This window comes from Streptomyces sp. NPDC057565 (assembly GCF_042801455.1).
Taxonomy (GTDB): Bacteria; Actinomycetota; Actinomycetes; order Streptomycetales; family Streptomycetaceae; genus Streptomyces; species Streptomyces yanii.
In genome coordinates this window covers 769,291-794,058 of sequence record NZ_JBHVFU010000001.1, presented here as the reverse complement: position 1 = coordinate 794,058, position 24,768 = coordinate 769,291, and the positions used below count along the sequence as shown (strand labels likewise).

General features: G+C 67.9%; 15 protein-coding genes. 9 read left to right on the top strand and 6 right to left on the bottom strand.

The window, feature by feature from the left end; translation table 11 throughout:
• Window positions 1-33 precede the first annotated feature (33 nt).
• From ACFU8W_RS03250 to ACFU8W_RS03240, 3 genes are all read left to right on the top strand, one after another.
• Window positions 34-1,395 (top strand): aldehyde dehydrogenase family protein, encoded by a 1,362-nt coding sequence (locus ACFU8W_RS03250; protein WP_384031777.1) that lies wholly within the window; start codon window positions 34-36, stop codon window positions 1,393-1,395.
• Window positions 1,396-1,920: 525 nt separating this feature from the next.
• Window positions 1,921-2,487, top strand: coding sequence for a hypothetical protein (locus ACFU8W_RS03245; RefSeq protein ID WP_384031775.1), 567 nt, complete (start codon window positions 1,921-1,923; stop codon window positions 2,485-2,487).
• 76 nt (window positions 2,488-2,563) lie between these two features.
• Entirely contained in the window at window positions 2,564-3,538 is a 975-nt protein-coding gene (locus tag ACFU8W_RS03240; protein ID WP_384031773.1) for an alpha/beta fold hydrolase, read from the top strand.
• A 129-nt stretch (window positions 3,539-3,667) separates the two neighbouring features.
• Here the strand turns inward: ACFU8W_RS03240 and ACFU8W_RS03235 are convergent, their stop codons facing one another.
• From ACFU8W_RS03235 to ACFU8W_RS03225, 3 genes are all read right to left on the bottom strand, one after another.
• Complete coding sequence (locus ACFU8W_RS03235) at window positions 3,668-4,882, bottom strand: alpha/beta hydrolase (protein WP_384032052.1); 1,215 nt, start codon at window positions 4,880-4,882, stop codon at window positions 3,668-3,670.
• 430 nt (window positions 4,883-5,312) lie between these two features.
• A complete protein-coding gene (locus tag ACFU8W_RS03230) occupies window positions 5,313-7,130 on the bottom strand; it encodes a serine/threonine-protein kinase (RefSeq protein ID WP_384031771.1) in 1,818 nt (605 codons plus the stop codon).
• Window positions 7,131-7,376: 246 nt separating this feature from the next.
• Entirely contained in the window at window positions 7,377-8,948 is a 1,572-nt protein-coding gene (locus ACFU8W_RS03225; RefSeq protein ID WP_384031769.1) for a N,N-dimethylformamidase beta subunit family domain-containing protein, read from the bottom strand.
• Window positions 8,949-9,149: 201 nt separating this feature from the next.
• On the opposite strand from ACFU8W_RS03225, the gene ACFU8W_RS03220 reads away from it, so the two are divergent.
• Complete coding sequence (locus ACFU8W_RS03220; RefSeq protein ID WP_384031767.1) at window positions 9,150-9,392, top strand: hypothetical protein; 243 nt, start codon at window positions 9,150-9,152, stop codon at window positions 9,390-9,392.
• Window positions 9,393-9,713: 321 nt separating this feature from the next.
• Complete coding sequence (locus ACFU8W_RS03215) at window positions 9,714-10,802, top strand: hypothetical protein (protein ID WP_384031765.1); 1,089 nt, start codon at window positions 9,714-9,716, stop codon at window positions 10,800-10,802.
• A 117-nt stretch (window positions 10,803-10,919) separates the two neighbouring features.
• On the opposite strand, the gene ACFU8W_RS03210 is transcribed toward ACFU8W_RS03215, so the two are convergent.
• The 3 genes from ACFU8W_RS03210 to ACFU8W_RS03200 all read right to left on the bottom strand — a co-directional run bounded on the left by ACFU8W_RS03210 (window position 10,920) and on the right by ACFU8W_RS03200 (window position 21,362).
• Window positions 10,920-11,501 (bottom strand): SUKH-4 family immunity protein, encoded by a 582-nt coding sequence (locus ACFU8W_RS03210; RefSeq protein ID WP_384031763.1) that lies wholly within the window; start codon window positions 11,499-11,501, stop codon window positions 10,920-10,922.
• A gap of 72 nt (window positions 11,502-11,573) precedes the next feature.
• A complete protein-coding gene (locus ACFU8W_RS03205) occupies window positions 11,574-12,185 on the bottom strand; it encodes a hypothetical protein (protein ID WP_384031761.1) in 612 nt (203 codons plus the stop codon).
• Window positions 12,186-12,197: 12 nt separating this feature from the next.
• A complete protein-coding gene (locus ACFU8W_RS03200) occupies window positions 12,198-21,362 on the bottom strand; it encodes a DNRLRE domain-containing protein (protein ID WP_384031759.1) in 9,165 nt (3,054 codons plus the stop codon).
• A gap of 334 nt (window positions 21,363-21,696) precedes the next feature.
• Here ACFU8W_RS03200 and ACFU8W_RS03195 point away from each other — a divergent pair, with 334 nt between their 5' ends.
• The 4 genes from ACFU8W_RS03195 to ACFU8W_RS03180 all read left to right on the top strand — a co-directional run bounded on the left by ACFU8W_RS03195 (window position 21,697) and on the right by ACFU8W_RS03180 (window position 24,745).
• Entirely contained in the window at window positions 21,697-21,891 is a 195-nt protein-coding gene (locus tag ACFU8W_RS03195) for a hypothetical protein (RefSeq protein ID WP_384031757.1), read from the top strand.
• A gap of 284 nt (window positions 21,892-22,175) precedes the next feature.
• The gene (ctaD, locus tag ACFU8W_RS03190; RefSeq protein ID WP_384031755.1) at window positions 22,176-23,903 is read left to right on the top strand and encodes a cytochrome c oxidase subunit I; all 1,728 of its coding nucleotides are present in this window, start codon (window positions 22,176-22,178) and stop codon (window positions 23,901-23,903) included.
• 6 nt (window positions 23,904-23,909) lie between these two features.
• On the top strand, window positions 23,910-24,272 hold the full coding sequence (locus tag ACFU8W_RS03185; protein ID WP_384031753.1) for a hypothetical protein: 363 nt from the start codon (window positions 23,910-23,912) through the stop codon (window positions 24,270-24,272).
• Window positions 24,273-24,511: 239 nt separating this feature from the next.
• Window positions 24,512-24,745 carry a TauD/TfdA family dioxygenase gene (locus ACFU8W_RS03180; RefSeq protein ID WP_384031751.1) on the top strand — a complete coding sequence of 78 codons (234 nt, stop codon included), beginning with the start codon at window positions 24,512-24,514 and terminating at the stop codon, window positions 24,743-24,745.
• The last annotated feature ends 23 nt before the right edge of the window (window positions 24,746-24,768 follow it).

Sequence of the window (24,768 nt, the reverse complement as noted above, 5' to 3'; positions counted from 1 at the left end):
CGAACAGCAGGAAGCGACGAGCGGGAACCAACGATGAACAGTGAACTCACCGACCCTCGCACCGGACGCCCGCGCGGCACGGCTCCCGTCTCCCGCGAGCCCGAGGTGGCTGCGGCGGTGGCGGCCGCCCGTACGGCGCTCGGCGCATGGAGCGCCCTGACCCCCAAGGACCGGGCGCGACGCCTGGACCGGCTGGCGACACTGATCGAGGACAGTGCGGCGGAGTACGCGGCTCGTGAGCGGGCCGGTACGGGCAAGCCGGACGCGGAGACGGCGGGCGAGATCGAGCAGGTGGCGGACCTGTTCCGCTTCTTCGCGACGGCGGCACGGACCCGGACAGCCCCGGCGGCAGGCCGGTTGGTGACCGGTCACGAGAGCTGGGTGCGCTGGGAGCCGATGGGCGTGGTCGGGGTGATCGTCCCCTGGAACTATCCGCTGATGATGGCGGCCTGGCGCTGCGCCCCGGCACTCGCCGCGGGCAACACGGTGGTGGTGAAACCGGCGGAGACCACTCCGGACACGCTGGAACTGTTGGCGGAGCACGCCTCACGGACCCTGGGCGAGGGCGTGCTCCAGTCGCTTCCGGGAGACCGGCGGACGGGTCGGCTGCTGGTCGAGTCCCCGGTGGACATGGTCGCGTTCACGGGCAGCGGGCGGGCGGGCCTGGATGTGGCGGCACGGGCGGGGACGCGCCGGATCAGCCTGGAGCTGGGCGGTAACGCCCCGGCCGTCGTTCTCCCGGACGCCCCGGCGGACACGTATGCGTCGCTCGCGGAAGCGGCCACGTACAACGCGGGTCAGAGCTGCGCGGCGCCGGCCCGCGTCATCACGCTCACGGAGAACTACGAGGAGACGGTGACCCACCTGACGGAGGCGATGGGGGCCCGGCTGGCCGGCCGTGACTTCGGCCCGCTCAACAACTTGGACCAGGTGGCGCGTTACGACTCACTGGTCGCCTCCTCGTCCGCGAAACGACAGCTGGCGGCGGACCTCGCCGTCCCGCCCGGCGAGGAGCACGGCCACTGGCGTGCGGCCCTTCTCCTGGCGGATCTCCCGCACGACGACCCGACGGTCACCGAGGAAGTCTTCGGACCGCTCCTCACGGTCCAGCACGCGGACACCGTGGAGGCGGCCCTGAGCCTGGCAAACGGTGTCCCCCAGGCCCTGGCGGCCAGTGTCTGGACGACCGATCTCGGCACGGGGCTCGATCTCGCGGCCCGCCTCGACGCGGGCGAGGCCTGGCTCAACTGCCATCTGGTGCAGACGGCGGAGCTCCCGCACGGTGGGCGTGGCTCGTCCGGCCACGGCACGGACCTGAGCACGCTGGCACTCCAGGAGTACCAACGGCCCAAGACGGTGACGGTGCGGCTGACGCCCGGCCCGCGCGAGAGCTGAGGCAGAGGGCGCGCTGCCCGCCCAGTCGCCCTGGATTCGCCACCATCACCAACGTCGACGATGTGGCCGGCCCGATGACGGGACAGCCCTCGGACCGGCTGCTCGTCAGGGGTCCGTCGGGTGCCGACCCACTCACATCCGATGCTGAGGCCCCGGTGGCGAAGCAAGCCATTCGGTGTATTTACTGAGATGGTGAGTACGTAGCCCCACCGGCTCCTGAAGCAATGCGACAGGGTTGAACACGGCTGTACCCGTACTGGCAGTTGTGGCACACATGGCGATGGTCTGCGTCGGCCGGGAGAACGGCATCCGATCGACATCCGCCACAGCAGCGGGCAGCCGATCGTGCTGATCCGTGGCGACGCGGACCGCATCCTTCCGTACGAGAACACCACCAAGCGGCTGCAGCCGCTGATCAGGGGGCTCACGTCCGTGGCGGTGGAGGCAGCCCGCACAACGTCGCCTGGACACACCCGGACGTCGTCAACCCCGCCCTGCTGGACTTCGTGAAGGGATGAGCGGCCTATGACGGGAGTCACCGGTCCGGCCCGGAACCTCCGTGGTCTCCTCGCCGGGGCTGCCGCGGGCGCTGCCGGGACCACGACCCTGAACGCAGTCGGTTACCTGGACATGGTGATCCGCGGCCGAGGCGAGAGCACGACACCCGAGGTCACCGTGGAACGGCTGTCGGAGACCTTTCACGTTCCGATCCCGGGCGACGGGGACGTACGGAAGAACCGCGTCAAAGGACTGGGCCCCCTGACCGCCGTGGCAGCAGGTGTGGGCATGGGCGCCGTGCTCGGTCTTGCCCTTTCCTGCGGCTGGCGACCGGGCAACGCGGTCCTGACCGCCACGGCGACGACCGGAGCGCTGATCGGAACCAACGGCCCGATGACCGTGCTGCGCGTGACCGACCCGCGGACGTGGTCACGCTCCGACTGGGTCGCCGACATCGTTCCGCACGTGGCGTACGCGCTGGTCACCGTCGCCGTCGTCAGGGGGCTGGAATCGGGACCGGCCGATCACGCGGGCGAGATCCGTACGGGAATACGGCAATGCGGCACCGTGCTCCGGCACGCCCTGTGCTCCTGACCGACGAGCACGCGGCGGGCGAGCGTCGATGGGTGAACGCTGAGGTGCTGTTGGCCTCGAGGGAAGCGAGAACGGGATGACCGCATGGGCGATCTCCGGCACACGGCGTCGAATACTGCGCGCACACGTCACCGTCGCCGGATGCGCACTGGCCCTGTGCGCATCCACGGCAGCTCCGGTTGCCGCGGAAGGCGACACGACCGTCACGAAACCCACCGTGGTCCTGGTGCACGGTGCGTTCGCGGACGGCTCCAGCTGGGACGGGGTCATTCCACGCCTCGAGCGCAGCGGCTACACCGTCCTCGCGCCCGCCAACCCGCTGCGCGGCCTGTACAACGACTCGACCTACATCGCCTCGGTACTCGACAGCATCAAGGGCCCGGTCGTGCTGGTGGGCCACTCCTACGGCGGCGCCGTGATCAGCTCGGCCGCGGCCGGCAACCCCAGGGTGAAGTCGCTCGTGTACGTGTCGGCGCTGATGCCCGACGTGGGCGAGAGCGGCATGACGCTGGCCGCACGGTTCCCGAGTGAACTGGGAACCGCCACCAGGTCCGTCCCGTACCGGGAGAGCGGCCGCAGCGGGACCGACCTGTACCTCAAGCGCGACAAGGTCCACCGGGTCTTCGCCGCCGACCTGCCGGAGAGCGAGGCGAATCTGCTGTGGGCCACCCAGCGACCCGCCGCTACGACCGCGTTCTCCGAGAAGGCCAAGGTCGCGGCCTGGAAGCACATCCCGTCCTGGGCGCTCGTCGGCCGACAGGACAAGACCATCAACCCGGATCAGGAACGCTTCCAGGCGAAGCGCGCCGGTTCGCACACGGTGGAGATCAACTCCTCCCACGTGTCCTTGATCGCCCATCCCGCGGCGGTCGCCGACCTGATCCTCCAGGCGGCCGGAGCTCCCTCCGCCACCCAGCCGCCCCGGGCGGCCACGGGGTCCGCGAAGGACCTCCGCGCCACGGCCCCCGTCGCTGGCTTCGCGGGAGCGTCCCTGGCCGCCGGCGCAGGGGTCGTCCTCCTCGGACGCCGACTGCGACGCACCCGCCGCTGACGGCGGGCCGACACGGAGCGCCCCACACGCGTTCTCCTCTTCGGGGCAGACGAGCGGTTGCGAGCCGAGCCGTGCCCCGGCTCGGCTCGTAGGTTCAACGCAACAGTGCTTCACCGAGCTGACCACCGCTCACGACGGCGTCGTCACTGCAGATTCCACGCGCCGCACCCGGCCGTCCCGGTCCGGCTCGCCCCCATCGACCGGATGCGCTTCGCGGGAGCGACCCGACCCGCGCAGGGACGACAGTTCGGCCGTCAGCCAGCGGAAGACCTGCGGCACTTGGCGTTTCCACACCGCAATGGTGTGCGGCCCACGCGCCTCGACCACCACCACCCGCGTCGGGGGTGCTGCCGCCCGCCGCAGCGCGAGGCCGTCACGGTAGCCGTCGTTGCGCCGGCCCGAGAGGTACAGCGCGACGCGCGGCGGGACGGTGGCGTGGCGCAGGATCCACAGTGGGTTGTTGACCCGCCGCAGCTCCGGGTCCCCGCCCGTGAGGGAGACCCGCTCGGCGGCCGGATCGTTGTATCCGGAGAGGCCCACGGCCGCCCGGTACCGGTCGGGGTGGGCGAGCGCCATCTTCACGGCGCAGTGTGCGCCGGCCGAGTATCCGGCCACCGCCCAGCCGCCCGCACGCCTCTGCGCGCGGAAGGTGTCGATCACCATCTGCCGGACGTCCACACTCAGCCAGGATTCGGCGTCCACGACACCTGGCACGTTGGCGCACCCGGTGTCCTGGCCTGCCAGCAGATTGGTGCGCGGCTCCACGAGGATGAACGGGGCGATCTGCCCGCTCCGCATCCCGGCCTCCAGCTGCGACTGCACCCGCAAGCCGCTGAACCACGCCTTCGCCGATCCGGGGAATCCGCCGAGGAGCTCGACCACGGGGAACCTCCGGTTCTGGAAGGCCGGTTGGTTGTACTGGGGCGGCAGCCACACGTACACCTCGCCGCGCACCCCCGACACCCGACCGCTCAGCCGGGTGACGCGGACGCCCCGGCCCATCCGGGCGTCATGCGCCGGACTGAAATCCTGGACAACCCTCGCCTCGTTCGCCCGTCGTTTGTGGTCCCCGAGTCCGTCGCGCCCGAGGTCCGGCGCGGCGACGATGTGCTGTCCGGTGCCGAGCAGATCGGCCCAGCTGTCATACAGGCCGTTGCTGTTGTTGACCATCACGAAGACGCTCAGCACCGCCGACGCCTGCGCGAGGACGACCATCATCAGCCGCAGCGTGCCGCGCACCAGGGCGGGGCCGCGTAGCCGGGACCACAGCAGCAGGGGAAGCAGCACAGTGACCACGGCCAGCGCGATCGTGGCCAGGAAGAAGGGTGTCCCCGTCAGGCTCATCACGCCTGGGAGGATGCCGTACGCACTGCGCCGGTTACCCGCTTTTCCACCTTTTTACCTCGAACGCGAGAGACTGGGGAACGCCGTGTTGACGCCAGGAGCCGTCGACCCGTGTCCTCCTGGCCCGGTCTCCCTGCGCGCGGGTGCACTGCCATCCCCGGACGAGTCGACAGGCGGTGGCCCCGCGAGTCAGTTCGTGACGGTTCGAGAGCTGGAGCTTTGGGCAGGCCGGATGGCCCCGGCGCCGTTCTCGGCGGCGCCGGAACCGCAGCGCGGGTAACGGACGGGGCACTCGCGGCAGACACCGCCGCCGCCGAGCGGCGCCGGACCTCCACACCACCGCCGGGCAGTGGAATCGCCCTCGGGGCGGGTGTCGGTGATGACCGTGACGGGCTCCCTCGGCGCGGCTCCGTCGGCATCGCGACCAGCATCAGTAGGGCACCGTGTCGCACAAGGTCTCCGCCCAGGCAGAGGCGCCGTACTTGTTGGCCGCGCGCACCGTGACGCAGATCTCGTCACCGGAGTACGGACCCTTGATCGTGTAGCTGGTGCTGCTGGTCGAGTAGGTGGTGTCGACGTTCTTCTCGGTGAAGTTGCTGCCCTTGTTGGTGTAGTGGATGTCGTACCTGGTCGCTCGGGAGATCGCCGACCAGCTCACCTTGATCGGCATGTCGCACGCGCCAACACAGGAGTTGGTGTACGCAGCCTTGTAGCTCGTCATGGCGGGCGGCCGCGAGCCGGAGGACGAGCCGCCGGAGCCGGCCGAATTACCGCCGTCCGAACCCGAAGGGGCGGACGACCCTGTAGAGCCGGACGCGCCGCTGGTGCCGGTGCTGCCACTGTCGGAGCCGCTGTCGCGATCGGTTGAACTGCCGCTGCTCTTCCGGGCGTTCGGCTCCTCCGGCCCGTCCTTGTCACCCTGCCCCTTCTCCCCGCCCTTGCCGTCGTCCCCGCCCTTCCCTTTTCCTCCATTGGAAGATGAACTACTGGGAGTTCTCGGTGAGTTGATGCCAGCCGGAGTGGCACTCGCACTGCTTCCCGGCGGCTGGGCGTGCGTTCCGTCCCCGCCGCCCTCGAAGGGCTGGAGCAGGACGGCCGTGCCGCCGCCGACGGTGATGACGGCGACGATGGGCAGAACGATGAGCCTGCGGCGCTGGCGGGGCCGCCGTTCGTGCTCCCGCCGTCCCGTCGTGGTGTCGTTGTCCGCCGGGACGACTTCGGGAGGCCCGCCCTTCGGCCGCAGCCCGACGGTCGCCAGGTCCACGGGCTCCTCCCGCAGCGGCGCCGCCTCGGCGTCGAGCAGCCGTGCGGACTGCTGCGCGAGGTGCGCGACGACGCCGGCAGGCAGCCAGGCCCCGCGCGCGGCACGGGGACGGGGCCGCTCGGGATCCTCCAACAGCTCGTCGACGTCGGGCCGTTGGTCGATACCCTTCGTCAGACACCGGGCGATGAGCGCCCGCAGCGCGGCGTCCTCGACACGCGTCAGGTCGGGCTCGCCCTCCACGATCTGGAACATCACCGCGTGTTGATTGCTTGCCCCCTGCCCGAACGGCAGCTGCCCCGTCGCCGCATAGGTCAGCACGCACCCGAGGGTGAACACGTCGCTCTTGACCCCCGCGCGCTGCCCGCGCACCTGCTCCGGCGACATGAACCCGGGAGAGCCGATGGCCATCCCCGTACTGGTCAACAAGGACTCGACGGACGTCTCGAGCGCCCGCGCGATCCCGAAGTCGATGACCTTCGTACCGTCCACGGTGAGCATCACATTGGACGGCTTCAGGTCGCGGTGCACGATCCCGGCGCCGTGAATGTCCTTGAGTGCCTTCAGCAACCCGTCGGCGAGGAAGTGCAGGGACGCGGCCGGCAACGGCCCGTACAGTCGGACGACTTGCTCGAGCGAGAGCCCGGGAACGTACCCCGTGGCGACCCACGGCGGTTCGTCGCCCGGACCCGCGTCGAGCACCGGCGCCGTGTACCGCTCACCGACCCTCCGCGCCGCCTCGATCTCCCGCCGGAACCGCGCCCTGAACTGCTCGTCGGACACGTGCTCTTCGTGCACCACCTTCACGGCTACGGTCCGCCCACTGTCCGACCGCGCGAGGAATACCCGCCCCATGCCGCCGGCACCAAGCCGCCCGAGCAGCAGATAGGGCCCGATGCGCGCGGGGTCGCTCACCGCGAGCGGCTTGATACCCCCGTCGATCCTGTCGTCCCGCTCGTCGCGTCCGTCCCCGTTCGTACCGCGCATGATGGTGTGACTCCCCCGCTCTTCCCGCCTGATCAACGGCGTAACTCGGGTGAGGATAGACGTTGTTGATGTACCTGGCGAAGTTGAGGGACGCGCTGTTCGAGTGGGTCGGTTCTCACCTGGCCCTTTCATGCCGGTATCCCTGCGGGCCGGTACTGTCGGAGCCGCTGAACAGGCACAACGCCAGGACATCGTTGACCGGTTCCGGGCTGATCTCTTCAGTCAGCACACCGAGGTCACGGCCGTTCAGGGTGTGGGCGACGGGTAGAGGGTGCTCGCATTGTTCCGGGGCTTCGGCCTGTTCCTGCCGCACGGGCCCTCCGCGAACGCTCGGATCAGGTTCTCCGTCGCTCGGGTGACGAACCGTCCGGTGCGTGCGTCCATTCCATGGTTGCGTCCGTTGTCCGGAGTTCCGGCCATGAGGGCCTCGACCCATCGCATCGTCCCGGACGCGAAGACGCCCGATCCGCTCGGCACGGTGTAGTACGCGGAGTCGGAATGGCTGGGCGTGCCCTTGTAGAAAAGAGGGGAGTGTGCAACGACCTCAAGCGGCGCCGGGGCGGGCATCCCCGGCGTGACCCGGTCGTACTCCACCCCGACCAGATGGTCGAAGGAGTCTCCGCGCCTGACCCCGGTCCCTTCGAAGAGCCAGTGGTCGTCAGCATGGACCACATACGGAGCGTCGACCGGATAGCCCTCGTAGAGGACGCCGGTGAGGGAGGATTCGGGGTCGGCTCCGGGCGGCTGTCGGAAGTCATGGGTCGGCATGGCCGGATGGTCGGTGAGGTACGGATCCGCCCGGTAGTCGGATTTGTAACAGACCACCGTGCGGGCGTCGCCGGTGGGTCCCCGCTCCAGCCTGATCCGGCGGAAGCAGGCGTTGGCGCCGAGGAAGGCCACATTGGTACCGGAGTCACGCGCCCGGGTCACGTGGTCCCGTTGCTGTGGGCTCCAGTACTCGTCGTGGCCCAGGGAGAGCGCCGCCCTGGCGCCGTGAAGCACGCCGGGTTCGCGATGGACGTCCACCCCCGTGGTGTAGGCGAGCGGAATGCCCAGCCGCTCCGCGAGAACGACCACGGCCCTCTCGTAGACCATGAACTTCTCGGCGCCGCTGCGGTCATAGGGCCGGTCGAAGCTGACAGCGAGCGACCGTGTCCCGTACGCACCGTCCTCGCCGCGATACAGGCTGTACCCGCCCCATGCGTTGTACGCCTGCCAGGTCGACGCCGCGTGCATCAGCACCGTCCTGCCCGCGCCGGATGCCGAACGGACGATCAACGGCACGTAGCGCTGGTGGCCGTTGTCCGCTTCCAGCCGGAGCAGGTACGCGCCCTCCGGCCAGCCGTCGGTGCGTACGCCGAGCGTGCGCTTCCAGTCGGCCCGAACTGTACGAGTCGCCTCCAGCAGTCGGGGCCGGGCCTGGACCGAGCCGGCGATACGGCGCGAACGCCACACCAGGCGCGCCTGCTGTCCCCCGTACCAGCCGACCCGGTAGGCCGAGACCCGGAAGCCGGACGCGGTCGTGGAGACGTACAGACCGAAATCCTCGCCCGGCAGCACGCTGACTTTGTCGGTGTATCCCTGGACGGCCTCGGGCGTTCCCTCCGAACGGATACGCCAGTCGGGGTTTCCCTCACGGGTCCGCTCACCGTCCCCCGTGGACCGGCCGGAGTCGGGCGGGGTCGTCTCGGTGCGTGGCTCCTTGGCAACGGAGGAGCGGCAGCCGGCCGCCATCGCACCAGCGACGGCAACGGCGAGGAAATGCCTGCGCTCCAGACGACCGAGCACCTCGGCGTCCTGCCTGTCGGCCTGCTCCATGTCCTCCGCCAAGTGTTCTCTGCCGCGGCACCGTCACAGCCGATCGTCACCCGCCACGCGCTCGCGGACGAGCCGAACCGGGCACACGGGTCAGCGCCCGTGGTGAGCCCGACCATGCGCAGGGCCGCCCCGGTGACCGAGGGGGTGCGGACGGACACATCACGACATGTGGTGCGCCCGCGATGCTCCTACGGTGGAGGCATGCGGGTGCTGGTGGTCGAGGACGAGGTCCGCACGGCGGAGCTGCTGCGGCGCGGGCTGACCGAAGAGGGGTACGCGGTCGACGTGGCCGCGGACGGTCCGGACGCTGTCTGGCAGGCAGCCGAGGTGCCCTACGACCTGATCGTCCGCGTGCACGTCAAGCTCAGCCACGCGGGCGCCCAGCACCTGCGCGTGGCCCACGGCAAGACCCTCTCGCCCATCGTCCACGTGATGGTCACTTGACCTCGAACTGACTCGAAGCGACGCCTCGCGGTCTGGACCTCGACAGGTCGAGACCGCGACGGTCCATGAACGCGTCCCAACCGTGGTTTCGCCCCCTCCCCCACCGCGCACCGGGTGGCCGGGGCGCCGGAAACGACGAAGAACGGCGACGTGCCGTTTTCCACCGACCGGGATGCGTACGACTGGTCCGAGCTGCTGTTCCGCACCGCCCCGGAGCCTCTCCCGGTACAGAGGCCACCCAGGCACCATCGGCGTTCCCCGTATGGTGCATGCGTCAAGTTCTCACTTCTCGCGTCATCCGTGCCGGAGGATTCCGTGACCGTGGCCCCTCGTCTCGTCTCCACCGTCGCCGCTCCGCTGGACCGAGCGTCGGCGGACGCTCCGCAGGTGCTGTATTGGCCTGGCCGCAGGGTACTTGTGCAGCGCGGTGACACCGAAGTGGTCGCCCTCGACCTGGACGGGGCCGGCGCGGGAGAGGCCACCGAGGTCCGCTTCCCGGCTCCCTGGCCGCGCGACTTCGGAACAGTGACGGTGTCGCCGGACCGGGATGTCGCGGTGTTCGCCGGCGTGCACGCGGTGCGCTCGGTGGAGGCGTCCGGCGCGACGCGGTGGGAGGTGCGGCATGGCTGCTGGGACGGCAGCTGTCCCGTGCTGCACACATCCTTCGCCGAATACGCCGACGACAGTGGCCACTTCTACGCGGACATGGGGTCGATCGCCGTCTCCGCGGACGGCAAGCTCGTCTGGGCGCACGTCCGCGGACCGTTGAGCGACGACGAGGCGGCGGACTACGAGGAACTGTGGCTCGTCCTGGACGCGGCCGACGGCAGGGTCCTGGGCCGCGTGGACACCGGGACCGTGGCCTCCGGATCGTTCCACACCCCGCACCCGGACCCGGCACAGATGGGGCTGAGCATCGGCGAGGGCGAGGAGGGATCGCCCTCGCTCTGGGGACGGTGGGACGGGCAGCGGCTGAATGCCGAACAGATCGACATCGAGACGATCCTGCTGACGGTGAATCCATCGGGCCGGAACCTGCTGTCCGTTCCCCTCGATCAGGGATCCCTCGACCTGCACCAGGTGGAGGGCGGCGCGGTTCTGCGGACACTGGACGCGCAGGGCACCGTGCCGCCGCACCCGCGGAGCACGGGCGAGGACCGGCTGTACTGGGACTTCGAGGCGGCCTTCGCGGACGAGGACACCGTCGTCGCGGGCACCGCCGAGTGCGACAAGCAGTACGGCACGGTCCGCCACTGGCTCGTCGATGTGCGGAGGATGTCCCTGCGCGGCGAGATCACCTACCCGTTCCCTGTCTCCGGGCCTGCTCGCTCGGCGGGGAACGGAACCTGGTACACGGTCTCCGAGGACCGGACGTCCCTGCACCTGTGGCAGCGGGCCGACGAGGACTGACCGGATGTGGTACGGCCCGCCAGTGGAAACTGGCGGGCCGCGGTCCTGCCTGGGCGTTCAGCCCCTGTTGCGTGCGGCTGGGCCTCTCGTTCGGATCTTGCCGGACCAAGCCCGACGTCAGATCGCGTCGAGCTCGACCTCCTCGTAGACCCGCTGCCACCAGGTGGCGACGTCGTCCCTGAAGGCATCAGGGTCCTGGCTGCGGAGCCCGTCCCTGATCTTCAGTCCGAAGGCGACGCGGGCCGCCTCGGCCGGGTCGTCCTCCTCCTCGGGGTCGTCCGGCTCCAGGTCGTCGAAGTCGTCGAGGTGCTCGCTGCGGTGGTCCCAGGCCGCCAGGGCGTCGAGGAACGCGAGCAGCGAGCTGTTGACGAAGCGGGGTTCGGGGAGGGCCGGGTCCGGGATCACGACCCGGCCCTCCGCGTCGAGTACGTACTCCAGGGCGTGCGAGGACTCGTGCCGGCCGAGTCGCCAGTACGGCCCCTCCCCCGCCTTCGCCACCTGGGTGAACGCGGCGCCCTGTTCGGACGGGTAGAACATCCCGTACACCTCGTTCGGCAGCCCGTAGGTACGGGCCACCTCCAGAGCCTCACGCACGGGCTGCGGCCACTCGCCCGCCGCCGCGACCGTATCCGCGTCCAGGTCGAGGATGCCCTCCTCGTCCCAGGACTCGGGCGTCAGCCACTGCAGTACGTACTCCACTGGTCGTTCCCTTCGAGAAAATGGCCGGCAGAAGGTGATCGAACACCTGCTTGCCTCAGCGCACCACCCAGGCTACGGAAGCAGGCCGATCCGCTCCCTGTAGGCATGGGCAAGCGCCAGCGACTCCGTGCAGAGACGGTCGACGGCGGCTACGTCGATGCCGTCCAGGGCGGTGGCCGCACGGACATCGGCGAGATCGTCGACCTGGCGCCGGATCTCCAGTTCACGGAGGTCCACCGGATCGTCGCCGTTGCGCACCACGGGGATCATCTCTTCCAGGGCGTCCGCGAAGGAATGCATCGCGTCCAAGGCCTCCGCGACCGTTTCGGCGCTGGAATCCGGATCGTCCCACGCTTCGAGCACGTAACCTGCGATGTCCAGGACGTCCAGTCCCCAGGCACCCGGGCCGTCCGGTTCCTCGATGTGCTCACCATCGGGCTGAACGATCTCGTTGTACACCTCCAGAACTTCCGCGAGTTCGTCCGTGGCCGGCTCTCCGGAGGCGAGGGCCCTGGAGACGGCCACAGCCCGCTGGAAGAAGGCCTCCGAACCGGGGAAGGGCTCGGAGAATCGGCCCTCCATAGGGAACAGCGAGACCCTGTGCAGAGCGAGCGACGCGATGACCGCCCGCCCCGCGGGGCTGACCTCGGCCAGCCCCGCGGACGTTACTTCAACTTCGGACATCTTCCCTATCCCCTACCAAGCGAACGACCGGGCGCCGGTGAGGGCATCCCCACTCGGTGTCTTCCGGAACTTGTTGAGGATCACAGTCTTCCAGTGAGTCCCCACAAGGCGGGCAGCGCCCACGGTGTCGCTGAACGGTTGGAACAGCTCGTTCTGGCACCAGGGGCAGACCGGCCGGTTGGCGGCGCCGGCGACAGGAGTCCACCCCATCTTCTTGATGTGGGCAAGAGCGCTCACTTCCGCATCCCCGGGAATGACGTCGGCCAGAATCTCCGAGCCGTCCGTCTTCATCGCGTTGCGGATCTTCGGGTCCACGATGCGGTCCCCGCTGGATGCGAGGACATCGACGAAGGTTCCGTCACCCTTGTCGGCCCTGATCATGGCCGTGGTGCGCTTGCTCTGGGCCTTCTTGTTGAGCTTGCCGTGCATCTGCTGCACACGCTTGTCAAGATCCTTGGCGATCTGTTCGTTGCAGTTGTGGACAAGGACCCTGGCGCCGCCCGCCAGCACGTAATAGTCGTGGACGGCGTCCACCGTGAGGTTGTGGACACGCTCATGCCGGGTCGTGTGCGAAACCGCGGTGATCTGCACCCACGTGCCGGACGAGGTCTGCAGCCACATCCCCGACTTGAGGGCGTCCGCCCTGGCCCAACGGCCGACGTCCGGCAGCCAGTAGAGGTGAGCCTCGGTCGACGTGACCTTTCCGGTGGCCTCGCCCTTCTTGCCGTCGGTGTCGACGGTGACGGTGACCAGGCGCTTGGAGCCCTCATGGCTGCGAACGCTCAGCACCTCGCGGGACTGGAGGTCGCCACGCTCGACGTCCGAGGCCAGGACCTGGTCGCCCTCGGTCAGCTTCTCGATGGCCTTGGTGGAGCCGTCCGCGAGGACCACCTGGGTGCCTGGGACAAAGCTGTTCTTGCAGGCCTTGGGGGCTGCCGGTTCCTTCGGGGCCGAAGGGGCATCGGCTCCGTCGGCCTTGCGGGCGGTGCTGCCGGCGTCGACGGCCGCCTCGGCCTTGTCCTCCGCCTTGCGGACGTCATTGGCGGTGTCGAGTGCTTCGACTCCCTTCTTGGCGTACTTGCCGGCCTTGACGGCGCTGGCGCCGTAGCCGACGAGCGGAATGGCCGAGGACATCGACAGGGCCGCGTCGACGTAGTTGCCTTCGGCGGCGTACCAGATGCCGTTGGCGACGTCGGCGACCTCACCCACGACCGGGATCAGGCCCACCACGTCCAGCGTCGCGTGACCGATGTCGGAGAGTGAGAGCCCGAAGAGGTGCCCGTCGAGTTCGATGAAGCTGATCGGGTTGCCACCGGCGAACGAGTACCGGTTGCCGGTGAACGGATCCGATGCCAGCGACATATCGGCCAGCGCGCCACCGTACATGTCACGGGTCAGGAACCGGTTCAGCCCCGGGTCGTAGTTGCGGAATCCCATGTCGTACGTGCCCGACGCCTTGTCCCAGCGGGACGAGCTGAAGCGGAAGGCGTTGTACGAGTCCTTGTCGGGGTTGGCCGCGTCCGGCTTGTCCGCACCGGTCATCTGGGACTTGTCGTCCGATCCGTAGGCCGTGTAGCCGTACGTGGACCGGGTGTTGCCGCTCTCCTTCGTGATGGCCTCGACGTCACCGCGCGGACTGGTGACGTACTGCGAGTACTCCTTGGTCCCGTCGTCCTTGTGCTTGATCTGCGTGGCACGCTGCCCGGACGCCAGGTACTGGTACGACTTGTCCGCTTTGCCGTTCAGCTCCTCGCGCAGGACCAACTTGTCGATGCCGAGGTAGGTGAACGCCGTCGTCTTGGCCTGCGCGCCGGACGTCGTCTGCGACACGGTCCGGTCGAACGGGTCGAAGACGTAGGACGTCGTCACCGCGGCGGCGCCCGATCCGGCCCGTGTCTTCACGGTCCGGTCGAAGCCGTCGTAGTAGTACTTCTGCTCCGTCTGGCCGCCACTGCTCACGGTGTCGACACGGCCGAGCGGGTCGTAGTTGTAGGTGGAGGTGACGCCGCCGGCCGAGGTGGACAGCAGACGGTTGCGGTCGAAACGGGACGTCTGGGTCTGCCCGTCGACCGTCTGCGACACGATGTTGCTGTTGCTGTCGTAGGTGTACGACTCGGTGGAAGGAGCGTCACCGGACTTGGCGACCTTGGCGATCCGGTCCTGCGGGTCGTAGTCGAAGGTGTAGGTGTTGTTGATGTACGCCGAGTTGTTGTCGGCATTCATCAGCTTCAGCACGTCCTTGGAGCGGTTGCCGTTGGGCTCGTACTCCAGGTCGTGCTGGGCCACGACGGTCCCGCCCGACGTCTTCTCCACGGACTGCTTGACCGAGCCGTCCAGGTAGTACGTCAGGTCGAGCACGTTGCCGTTGGGCTTGGTCTGCTTGAGCAGGAGTCCGCGGGCCGTGTACGTCAGATTGGTGATCTGCTGGTTTCCGGCGGTCGGCGAGTCCCCGTTGGTCACCTTGCTGACCAGGTCCCGCGCGTCGTAGTCCACCTTCGACCAGGTGAGGTCATGCGTCGTGGAGACGGGGTTGCCGATCTCGTTGTACGCGAGGGACGTGGTGTTCTTCACCGTGCCGGCCGCCACCTCCTCGACCTTGGAGACCTGGTTGAGGCCCTCGTAGTCGATGCGATAGGTGTCGATCTTCGCGCCGGGCGAGTTGTCCTTGACCTCCACCATGTTGGCGTTGGCGTCGTACTTGTAGGTGAAGTCCTTCTTCTCGTTGTCGGTCTCACCCGTGTTCGAGCGGACCAGCTTCACCGAGTCGGCGAGGACGGTGCCGTTCGCCTGGTCGGTCACCGTGACCTTCTGCGGGCCGTCCTCGACGAACGAGTAGCTGCCGAGCGAGATCCAGGATCCGGCATTCTGGGTCTGGTCGACGGTCTTCGTCGCGGACCCGCCGTCGTGGTCGACCGTGAACTTGGTGTTGCTCGCGGCGCCCGTCAGCTTCGGATGGCGAACGAAGACCTCGTACGTGCCGTCCTGCGGGATGTTGAGCTGCCACGCGAACGTGTCGTCGCCGGTACCCGCGGGATGCGAGTAGGTGTCGTAGCCGTACTGCGACTCGGCCTGGGTGCGCGACCAGTTGCCCTGGAGCGCGGTGTTGTTGAAGTCCGAGCTGTCGACGACGACAACCTGCTTGCCGACGGGGATGCCGTCGTCGGAACGTGCCTTCTGGTTGCCCGACTGGTAGAAGTCCCAGGTCATGGTGCGCTGCTGGGAACCACCCGCCGAGGTCAGGGTGTTCTTGGTCTGCTGGCCCAGTTCGTTGTAGTCGTAGACCGTGGTGATGTCCCACGGGTCCTTCGATGTCCTGGTCCAGCCGTTGTCGTAGTAGCTGTAATCGGTGACGTTACGGACCGTCTGGCCCTCGGACGGAGGCGCGGACACCGAGCTGAGGTTGCCCACCGAGTCGTAGAAGTAGAACGTCGAGTCGGGGGTGTTGTAGCGGGTGTCCGCCTTGCTGTACGCCGACCGCTCCTCCTTCACCCGGTCGAGCTCGTCATAGACGGTCTCGGCGGTGAAGTCGGTGTCGTCGCCGGTGGTGGCGACACCGCGTGGGGTGATCGTCCTGGTCTGGTTGCCGACCTGGTCGTACTCGTACTTGGTGGTGCGGTAGCTGATGGCCCCGGAGGCGTCCTTGCTGAGCGGAACCTTGGATTCGACCAGGGCTCCGCGCTCGTCGTACGACGCGAGGGACTCATTGCCTTCGGGGTCCGTGGTGCCGACGGTGCTGCCGTCGAGGTCGAACCGCTCCGACGACTCGTTGCCGAGCGCGTCGCTGGTCCTGACGACCCGGTGGTTGAGGTCGTACGTGTAGGTGTTCGTGTAGTCGTTCGGATCGGCGGTGGCGTTCTTGCGGGGGTCGACGACCTTGATGACGTTTCCGACGTTGTCGTACACCGAAGTGGCCTTGCCACCGTTGGCGTTGACGACCTCGATCGGCTGGTAGACGGGGTCGTACCTGGTCGTCGTCGTGTAGTCGCCTGCCGTCGCCGTCGTGTTGCCCTTGGGCTCCGTGATGGTGAGCGGGTTGCCGACCTTGTCGTACGTCGTCGTGGTCCTGCGGGCCGGATCGGTCGGTTCGTCACCGGGGACGTTCGCCTCGGTGATCTGATCGGCTTTGTCGTACGCCGACGTCGACACCGAACCGTTGGCCGCGACGACCTTGGTGATGTTGTCGTTGGCGTCGTACTCCGGAGCCGGAGTGGTGATGAAGTCACCCGCCGCCCGGTCCTTGGGCTCCTTCTTCTCCAGCGGCCGACCGAAGGTGTCGTAGGCCTGGGTGACCTGCGCTCCCTCGGCGTTGGTGACCGTGAGAACGTTGCCTCGCTCGTCGTAGTCGAACGTCGACGGGTTGGTCAGCGGGTCGATGATCGTCGCCGGGTAACCGGAGGCCCGGAAGTCGCGGTTCTCCGTGGCGTGACCGTTGGCGTCGATCGACTTCGTCAGCTGGCCATAGGTGTCGTACTCCGACCTGGAGGTGTAGTCGCCCACGGTGGACGTGGCCACACCCTTGGGGTCCGTGACCGAGGTCAGGTTGCCGCGGGTGTCATAGCCGAACTGCCACGTACGGCCCTCCGGGGACTTCTTCTGGAAAAGGTCCGCGATATAGCCGTTCAGGCCGGTGGAGTAGGTGAAGGTCTGCGCAGGAGTGCCGTTCTTGTTGGCCTCGGCATCCTTCTTCTCCAGTGGGTAGCCCGTCTTCGGGTCGTACGACCACGTGGAGACGGCGCCATTGGCCTCCTCAAGACGCGTGACGTTGTTGTCCGCGTCCCAGGCGAGCTTCGAGGCCTCCAGCTTCGCGTTGGTGATCTCGGTCGGGCGGCCGAAGCCGTCCATGAGATGGGTGGTGGTGTTGTTCTCCGCGTCCTTCACCTTGGTCTCGATGAACGAGCCCGCGGTACCGTCCGGATCCCGGTACGCGTAATCGGTCGCGAAGGAGAGCCGGTCCGTGATCGTCTTGGTGTTCCAGTGGAACTTCGGGTCGTCCCCGGTCTGCGGGTAGTAATAGTCCAGCGAGGTCGAGTTGCCCCGCGGGTCCGTCACCTTGACCAGCTTGACGTTCTTGTTGCCCTGCGTCGCGTCGTAGACGAACCCGAAGACCTTGGGCTGGGCGGAGCCGTCGCCGTCGGTCAGCTCACCGAGGAGCCCCTTGTCGGAGTAGACGAAGGAGATCTTCCGCCCGGAGACATCCGTCATCGACTTGACGTGGTCGATGATCTTCGGGTTGGTGAGGTTGCTGCCCGTGACCTTCGTACCCGCGTCATTGATGTACGGATACGACTGGCCCTTGGCGTAGTACTCGACGGTGAGGGACTGCCGCCCCGTCGGATCGGTGAGGTAGCGGAGGAACTTGGTGGGCTTGTTGTTGGACTTGCGCTCCTCGTAGGTGTAGCTCTGCGTGTTGCCGTTCTTGTCGGCGATCGACGTGAGGAAGCCGTCGCAGTCGAAGAAGAACTGGGACCGGTCCGGGCGCGTCAGCGACCAGGCCTTGGGGTCTCCGTCCTTGTCCGGGGTGCAGTCCACACCCGAGCCCTGCTGGAGCAGGTAGTGCACACCCGCCGGGGCCTTCCATGTGCCGTCCGGCTGCTTGCGGAAGACATGCTCCGTGCCGTCGCCGTCCGGGAGGGTCACCTCGGTCGGGTTCGGGTTGGGGTGGAAGTCCAGCGCCGCACCGAGCCGCAGCGGCATGGCGGCCTGCGCCGACCAGCCGTGGCCGAGCACCGTGTCGGAGGTGTCCTGCGAGTTGTACGCGAAGCGCACCGCGGTCTGCAGACCGCGGCCGGGGTTGGTGAAGGCGTTGTACTGCCAGACCGTGTTGCCCGCGTACAGGTTGGTCATCAGCGAGCTGCCGGCACCGGTGTTCTTGCCCGCATACGAGTAGAATTTCTCCAGGCCGAGCTGGTTGGACGTCGGGTCCTCGACGCGGACGTTCTGCGCGAGCGGCGCGATGGAATCCGTCGCCGACAGCCAGGTGCCCGCCGTGACGTTGCGCAGATCCCATTTGAGGACGTAGTCGAGGCGCTTGTTGCCCGAGTCCGAGTTGATCGGAGCGCGCAGCGCGGCCGGTATGGTGACCGACTCTCCCGGATGGACGTCCTTGGGCAGTGCCGTGCGCAGCTGGTTCCCGCCGGTGGTGGCGTCCGTGCCGTCCGGCAGGGTCCAGGTGTAGGAGAGCGACTGGTCGGCGGCCCGCCACACGGAGGTGGTGGTGTTGGTCAGGGTGACATCGACGGTGTAGTCGTCGCCCGGGATCATTCGCGCGGGGGTGTACGGCGCGAAGTACGTGGACTCCGTCGACTTGTCGATGTAGGTGACGACGAGCTGCGGGCGCAGCTGCGCCTCCTCCGCCTCCGAGGAGAGGAAGACGGTCCGTTCCTGCGGTCCCGTCGCCGACTCGTCCTGGAGTCGGAGCGTCAGCCCCTTGTTGCTGGCCGGGTTCGTGACCCAGTTCTGTGCCAGTGAGGTGAGGTACCAGCTCTGGCGCGCGGGGTCGTTGGTGACCGTGCCGACCGTGTCCGCGACGGCCGCGTCCATGTCGCCGCCCGCCGTCGTCCACGGGGTGGTGGCGGTAGCGTTGTTCCAGGTGGCTGCGGTCTCGTCGAAGTCCTTGGTCAGACCGTGGGCCTCGTACACCGCACCGCCGGTGCCCGTGGTGGTGGTGGTGAAGCCCCACAGGTCGAGCTGGGCCTCCAGGACCCGTGAGCTCGCCGGGATGCCGGACAGCGGGAACTTCAGCAGGGACCGGGTCTTGCCGTACGTGGACGAGTTGTTGCCCACCGACAGCCAGGTACGGTTGATGCCCGAGTCGGAGAGCTGGTCGTGACCGGTGGTCGGCTGGGCCGAGGTCAGCGTGGTGTCCGTCCCGGTGCCTTGGAGCACCATGGTCGTCCGCCCCGCCTTGGGCAGTCGGACGATCTGGGTCGGGGCCGGGATGATCTGCCCGTCCTTCGTCTTCACCGCGACCATGTAGTAGAAGACGTTGCCGAACGAGTCGGCCGAATCCGCCGGGGTCGGTGTGGCCGTCGAGTCCGTGAACGCCGTCCGGTCGTTCGCCACGGGTGAGACGAGGGTCTGCGAGGACGGGGTGAAGGACTGGAAGACGCTGCGGTGGACCTGGTACTCGACGATGTCGTCGCCGGTCGCGGTCGACGGGTCGGTGTACGCGGGCCAGGTCAACTCCGCGCCGGTGGAGTGGATCACCTGCGGGGCGTTCACGTTGACGCCCTGCCGGCCCCAGGTCAGGACCAGCTTGGGGTAGTTGGCGACCTCGCCCTTGTAGGCGTACTCGGCGGCCTCGTACCGTGGGCCGCCCTTGGGGCCGCTGGTCGCGGACTCGTCCCCGGCCTTCACGACGAAGCCGTTGTTGGCGTACGTGCCATCGATCCAGGACTGAACGGTCTTGGTCACCGGGAAGCTGTGCCAGGTGTTCAGCTCACCCGGCTTCTTGGTGACGACGCCGCCCTTGGTGAAGCGGACCGCGTCCGCGATGACCGAGGTGGAGGCGGAGGCGGGACCGTCACCGAGGACGATCTTGCCCGTGGTGCCCGCCTTGAACGGGTGGGTGCCGAGCGTCTTCCACACGCCGGCCGTGCCCGCGCTCTGGTCGACCGTGTACGCCTTGGTACCACCGTTGTAGGTGACGGTGTACGGCGCGTTTGTCGCACGGTCCGAGGCCGGGATGTAGTGCGTCTCGACCTGGTAGTTGCCGTCCTCCGGGAGGTTCGGCTGCCAGGTGTACGACTCCCCGGCGACGGTGTCCTTGTTGTACAGGTAGTCCTGGTTGACCGCGTACTGGGTGAACGCGGTGTTGGTGGAGGCGGGCCAGGCACCCTGCGCGGCCGTGGTGCCGGCGTCCCGGTCGTCGACCAGGACCGAGGTGCCGGACAGCTCACCGGTGATGCCGCTGGCGCTGTTCCAGGTGGCGTTGGTCTCGCTCCACGCAGTGGTGGCGCGGTGCGCCTCCAGCTGTACCTCGGTGTCACCGGTGGTGTGCGTCTGGTCGTAGTAGAGCCTGAGGTCGGCGGAGTCCAGCTTGGTGCCCGCGGGCACCCCGGACAGCCCGAACTTCAGCAGCGCCCTGGAGGAACCCGTGGGCGTGTTGCCGACCGAGAGCCGCCAGTTCCCGTCGTAGTTCGTCGTCGGCCCGTCCGACGAGATCATGACGTCCTGGGACTGCGTGGACGTCGGCGAGATGGAGATCGTCGGGTCCACGACCACCGGGTACTGACGCCCGGGGGCGGCCAACCAGTCGGCGTCGGGCCGCAGGACGAGCGCGTACAAACCGTCCTTGCCGGTGAGCCGCTGGGTGACGGCGTCGCTGCTCCGTGTCCCGTACGGTGAGGCGGCGTCCTTCTTCGCGTCCGTCATGAACGGGGCGGGGATGGACAGTTCGGCCCGTGAGGGTCCGGCGCTCTCGCTGAAGAGCGCGACGGAACCGTTCTTCCGCGACGCGGCAGTCAGCCCGTGGGTGGTCAGCGTGAAATCGTACGTCGGCGAGGCGGCAGGCCGCCCGTGGAGGACGATGCCCTCCTTCACGGTGCCGTTGCCGACCCTGTACGTCAGGTCCGTGCCCTTGCCGAAGGCGTCGCGGTAGGTGACGGTGTCGCCGTCGACCTGCGGAACAAGCTTCTTGGGGTGCGTGGCGCCCTTGAGGCCGACGCTGACCCAGTGGCCGGCGTCGACCTCGAAGCGGACCAGCTCGTCGGTGTTCTCGCCGAACCAGGTCCGGGCGGTGTTGGTGGTGTTGGCGTAGACGAAGCCCTCGCGGTCGCTGGGCACGACCGCGGTGTCGATGGCTTTCCACTGCTTGGCCTTGCCCTTGCCCGTGGCGTAGTGGGTGGCCACGCCCGACACCTCGGACTGGACCCGACCATCGGAGAGCTGCCAGTAACGGGAGTTGGGCGTCCGTCTTTCCGCTAATTCCTTGATGCGCCGTGGCTTCTTCGCCTGCTTCGATGCGGCGAGGTGCTCATTGCTGGGGACGGCGGTCTCCGGAAGGCGGGGCGGTTTCGCCTCGCGCTTCTCGTCATCGTCGTCGAACCAGCCTCTGAGGCCTTCGACGAAGGCTCTGCCATCGGCCGGAGCGGCGAAGGCGGGCTGGGGCGCGACGGTCGCGACGACCGCCATCACCCCACTCACCGCCAAAAGCCGCCGGGCTCGTGGTCCGAACATGCTGTTCCCTTCCGCGGAAAAGAATGTGCGAGCCCCGCCGACACCACATGCGTGCCAGAAACAGACACTTCGCAGGAAGAAGCGCCTTCGGGGCAGTTCTGGGTCGCAGTGGAGCCGGCCGCCGGGTGACGGCCGTCAGCGGCGAGTTCTACAGGGGTTCGCGTGGTACATGTCAAGCACTCAGACGAAGGCGGAATTCTGCTGACATCCCGCGATGTGCCGTTCTCCGGGTGAATTCGTTTCGCCCCATTCATCCGGGCGCCGGCAGCCGACCGGGATTCCGATGTATGGCCGCACCGTTCCGTACGGAATTCACCGCAGGAAGGCCGGTCTCATGACAACCGCGGACGAAGAGGCGCGGGTGCGCTCCGTACCGACGCCCGAGGTCATGCACGAGGCCACAGGGACCGGGGCGGCCGAACTCCCCTGCCTCACCCGCCGCGAGTCCAGGCGGACGGCCGTCGAGAAGCGCGTCACGCTGCCGTGGAGGAGATCCGTCCGGGTGCCGCGGCGCATCACCATCGGGTGACGTCTGAAGGCGTGGACTGAACGGCACTCGGCCGGACGCACCGACGAGCAACTCGCGGGGCGGACGGCGCGGGCAGGAACGGCTTTGGCGGGGCACTTCCTGAACAGGAAAACAAGTTCACTTCTGTTCGCTCCGGCCTGGGCATATAAAAGCGCAATCACCCGGATGCGACCCCGATCTCTACTCCGATCGGCCGAATGCTCAGCAGCTCACTTCGTCAGCCCGGACCCTCTCGCCTACAGTTCCCGCGTGGCCGGTATGCCGTCGGCCGAAGGAGCGTTGAAGTGGCGAACAGGGTCACCGTCGGACCGGCTGATTCCGACGATTCGTACGAGGACGAACTGCCGGCAAAGCAAAAGCGGCCAGGCAGCATCGTCGTGAAATGGGCGACTACCACCGATCACAAGACGATCGGCACGATGTACCTGGTCACATCGTTCGCATTCTTCGTCATCGGCGGTGTGCTGGCGCTCTTCATGCGCGCCGAGCTGGCCCGTCCCGGCACGCAGATCATGTCGAACGAGCAGTTCAACCAGGCGTTCACGATGCACGGCACGATCATGCTGCTGATGTTCGCGACGCCACTGTTCGCCGGGTTCGCGAACTGGATCATGCCGCTGCAGATCGGCGCGCCCGACGTGGCGTTCCCGCGGCTGAACATGTTCGCGTACTGGCTGTACCTCTTCGGCTCGATCATCGCCGTCAGCGGCTTCGTCACCCCGCAGGGTGCGGCCGACTTCGGCTGGTTCGCCTACTCCCCGCTCTCGGACGCCGTCCGTTCGCCGGGCATCGGCGGCGACCTGTGGATCATGGGTCTGGCCTTCTCCGGCTTCGGCACGATCCTCGGTTCGGTCAACTTCATCACCACGATCATCTGCATGCGCGCACCCGGCATGACGATGTTCCGGATGCCGATCTTCGTGTGGAACGTCCTGCTGACCGGTGTGCTGGTCCTGCTGGCCTTCCCGGTGCTCGCCGCCGCGCTCTTCGCGCTGGAGGCGGACCGCAAGTTCGGTGCGCATGTATTCGACGCGGCCAATGGCGGCGCGCTGCTCTGGCAACACCTCTTCTGGTTCTTCGGCCATCCAGAGGTGTACATCATCGCCCTGCCATTCTTCGGAATCGTTTCCGAAATTATTCCCGTATTCAGCCGCAAACCAATTTTCGGATATGTCGGTCTGATCTCCGCGACGATCGCCATCGCGGGCCTGTCGATCACCGTGTGGGCACACCACATGTACGTCACCGGCGGTGTGCTGTTGCCGTTCTTTTCTTTCATGACGTTCCTGATCGCCGTGCCGACAGGGGTGAAGTTCTTCAACTGGATCGGCACGATGTGGGGCGCTTCGATGTCCTTCGAGACTCCGATGCTCTGGTCCATCGGCTTTCTGGTGACGTTCCTCTTCGGTGGTCTGACCGGCGTCATCCTGGCCTCGCCACCGTTGGACTTCCATGTCTCGGACTCGTACTTCGTCGTCGCGCACTTCCACTACGTGGTGTTCGGCACCGTGGTCTTCGCGATGTTCGCCGGATTCCATTTCTGGTGGCCGAAGTTCACCGGCAAGATGCTGGACGAGCGGCTCGGCAAGATCACGTTCTGGACGCTGTTCGTGGGCTTCCACGGCACGTTCCTGGTGCAGCACTGGCTCGGTGCGGAGGGCATGCCGCGTCGTTACGCGGACTACCTCGCCGCCGACGGCTTCACCGCGCTGAACACGGTCTCGACGATCTCCTCGTTCCTGCTCGGACTGTCGATGGTGCCGTTCCTCTACAACGTGTGGAAAACCGCGAAGTACGGCAAGCCGGTCGAGGTCGACGACCCGTGGGGCTACGGCCGTTCGCTGGAGTGGGCGACCTCCTGCCCGCCCCCGCGGCACAACTTCCTCGCGCTGCCACGGATCCGCTCCGAATCACCGGCATTCGACCTCCACCACCCGGAGATCAGCTCCATCGAGGAGATCGAAAGACATCCGGCCGCGGCGTCGGCGGCGCCGGGGGACGAACAGGAGTGAGGACACGTGCCGGAGGACAGCGTGTTCATCGGGGCTGACATGGAGGACGACGGCCCGCTCGCCGGGCTCGACGACTATCTTCTGTCGAGTGCGGAGGACGAGGAGGCACGCCGCCGGGCCACCCGGTTCACGGAGCGGCTTCCCTGGCTGACGGCTGCCCAGCGGGCCGACATCGAACGCGCTTTCGCCGCCGACTGGACTGCCGCTTCGCGGGCGATCGACGCCCGGGTCTCCGCTCGGTCGGCCGAACTCGTCATCGAGTACGCCACCCGCTACCGGTTTCTGAGAACGCGCTGCCTGTTGGCCGCCACAGCCTGCATCGGCATGGTGACCTGCGTCTTCGGCGTTGCTCTGCTCGTCGCCCGCTGACGTCCTGACGAAGTCCGGAGGGCTCAGCTGCATCGTCAGCTCGGTCGCGGTGCACAACGAGGTCGTGCGCACCCGCCCCTGCCTGGCAGAGGTGCTGTACCGGCCCTGGCGGCGCGACCGACGCTCCGGGGACGGGCCCGACAGCTTCTGTCGGGCCCGTCCACACCACGGACAGTGCAGGTCGGCTGTCCACGTCCTATGGCCCCGACTACATGCGTTCGGCGCTGCGAGGCGCCCGCGTGCCGCCGTTCAGCCCCGCGCAACGGGAGGCGAAGGAGCTGCTCGACCACCTCAACAGCGATCGCCGCTTCATGCTCGCCATGGACCTGCGCCCGGGCGACATGCAGTTCCTGAACGACCACGTCACCCTGCACAGCCGCACCGAGTACGTGGACCACCCCGAGCCGGGGCGCCGCCGCGACCTCATCCGACTTTGGCTGAGCACCGATCAGGACCGGCAGGCGCCGTCCTGAAGGAGCGCAGGCAGAGGTTCCGG

Excerpts from the sequence above, each read along its gene's own strand:
- ACFU8W_RS03195 (WP_384031757.1), top strand. The coding sequence starts at position 21,697 with ATGACAACCGCGGACGAAGAGGCGCGGGTGCGCTCCGTACCGACGCCC.
- ACFU8W_RS03225 (WP_384031769.1), bottom strand. The coding sequence starts at position 8,948 with ATGGAGCAGGCCGACAGGCAGGACGCCGAGGTGCTCGGTCGTCTGGAG.
- ACFU8W_RS03245 (WP_384031775.1), top strand. The coding sequence starts at position 1,921 with ATGACGGGAGTCACCGGTCCGGCCCGGAACCTCCGTGGTCTCCTCGCC.
- ACFU8W_RS03230 (WP_384031771.1), bottom strand. The coding sequence starts at position 7,130 with ATGCGCGGTACGAACGGGGACGGACGCGACGAGCGGGACGACAGGATC.
- ACFU8W_RS03205 (WP_384031761.1), bottom strand. The coding sequence starts at position 12,185 with ATGTCCGAAGTTGAAGTAACGTCCGCGGGGCTGGCCGAGGTCAGCCCC.
- ACFU8W_RS03240 (WP_384031773.1), top strand. The coding sequence starts at position 2,564 with ATGACCGCATGGGCGATCTCCGGCACACGGCGTCGAATACTGCGCGCA.
- ACFU8W_RS03250 (WP_384031777.1), top strand. The coding sequence starts at position 34 with ATGAACAGTGAACTCACCGACCCTCGCACCGGACGCCCGCGCGGCACG.
- ACFU8W_RS03200 (WP_384031759.1), bottom strand. The coding sequence starts at position 21,362 with ATGTTCGGACCACGAGCCCGGCGGCTTTTGGCGGTGAGTGGGGTGATG.
- ACFU8W_RS03220 (WP_384031767.1), top strand. The coding sequence starts at position 9,150 with ATGCGGGTGCTGGTGGTCGAGGACGAGGTCCGCACGGCGGAGCTGCTG.
- ACFU8W_RS03235 (WP_384032052.1), bottom strand. The coding sequence starts at position 4,882 with ATGAGCCTGACGGGGACACCCTTCTTCCTGGCCACGATCGCGCTGGCC.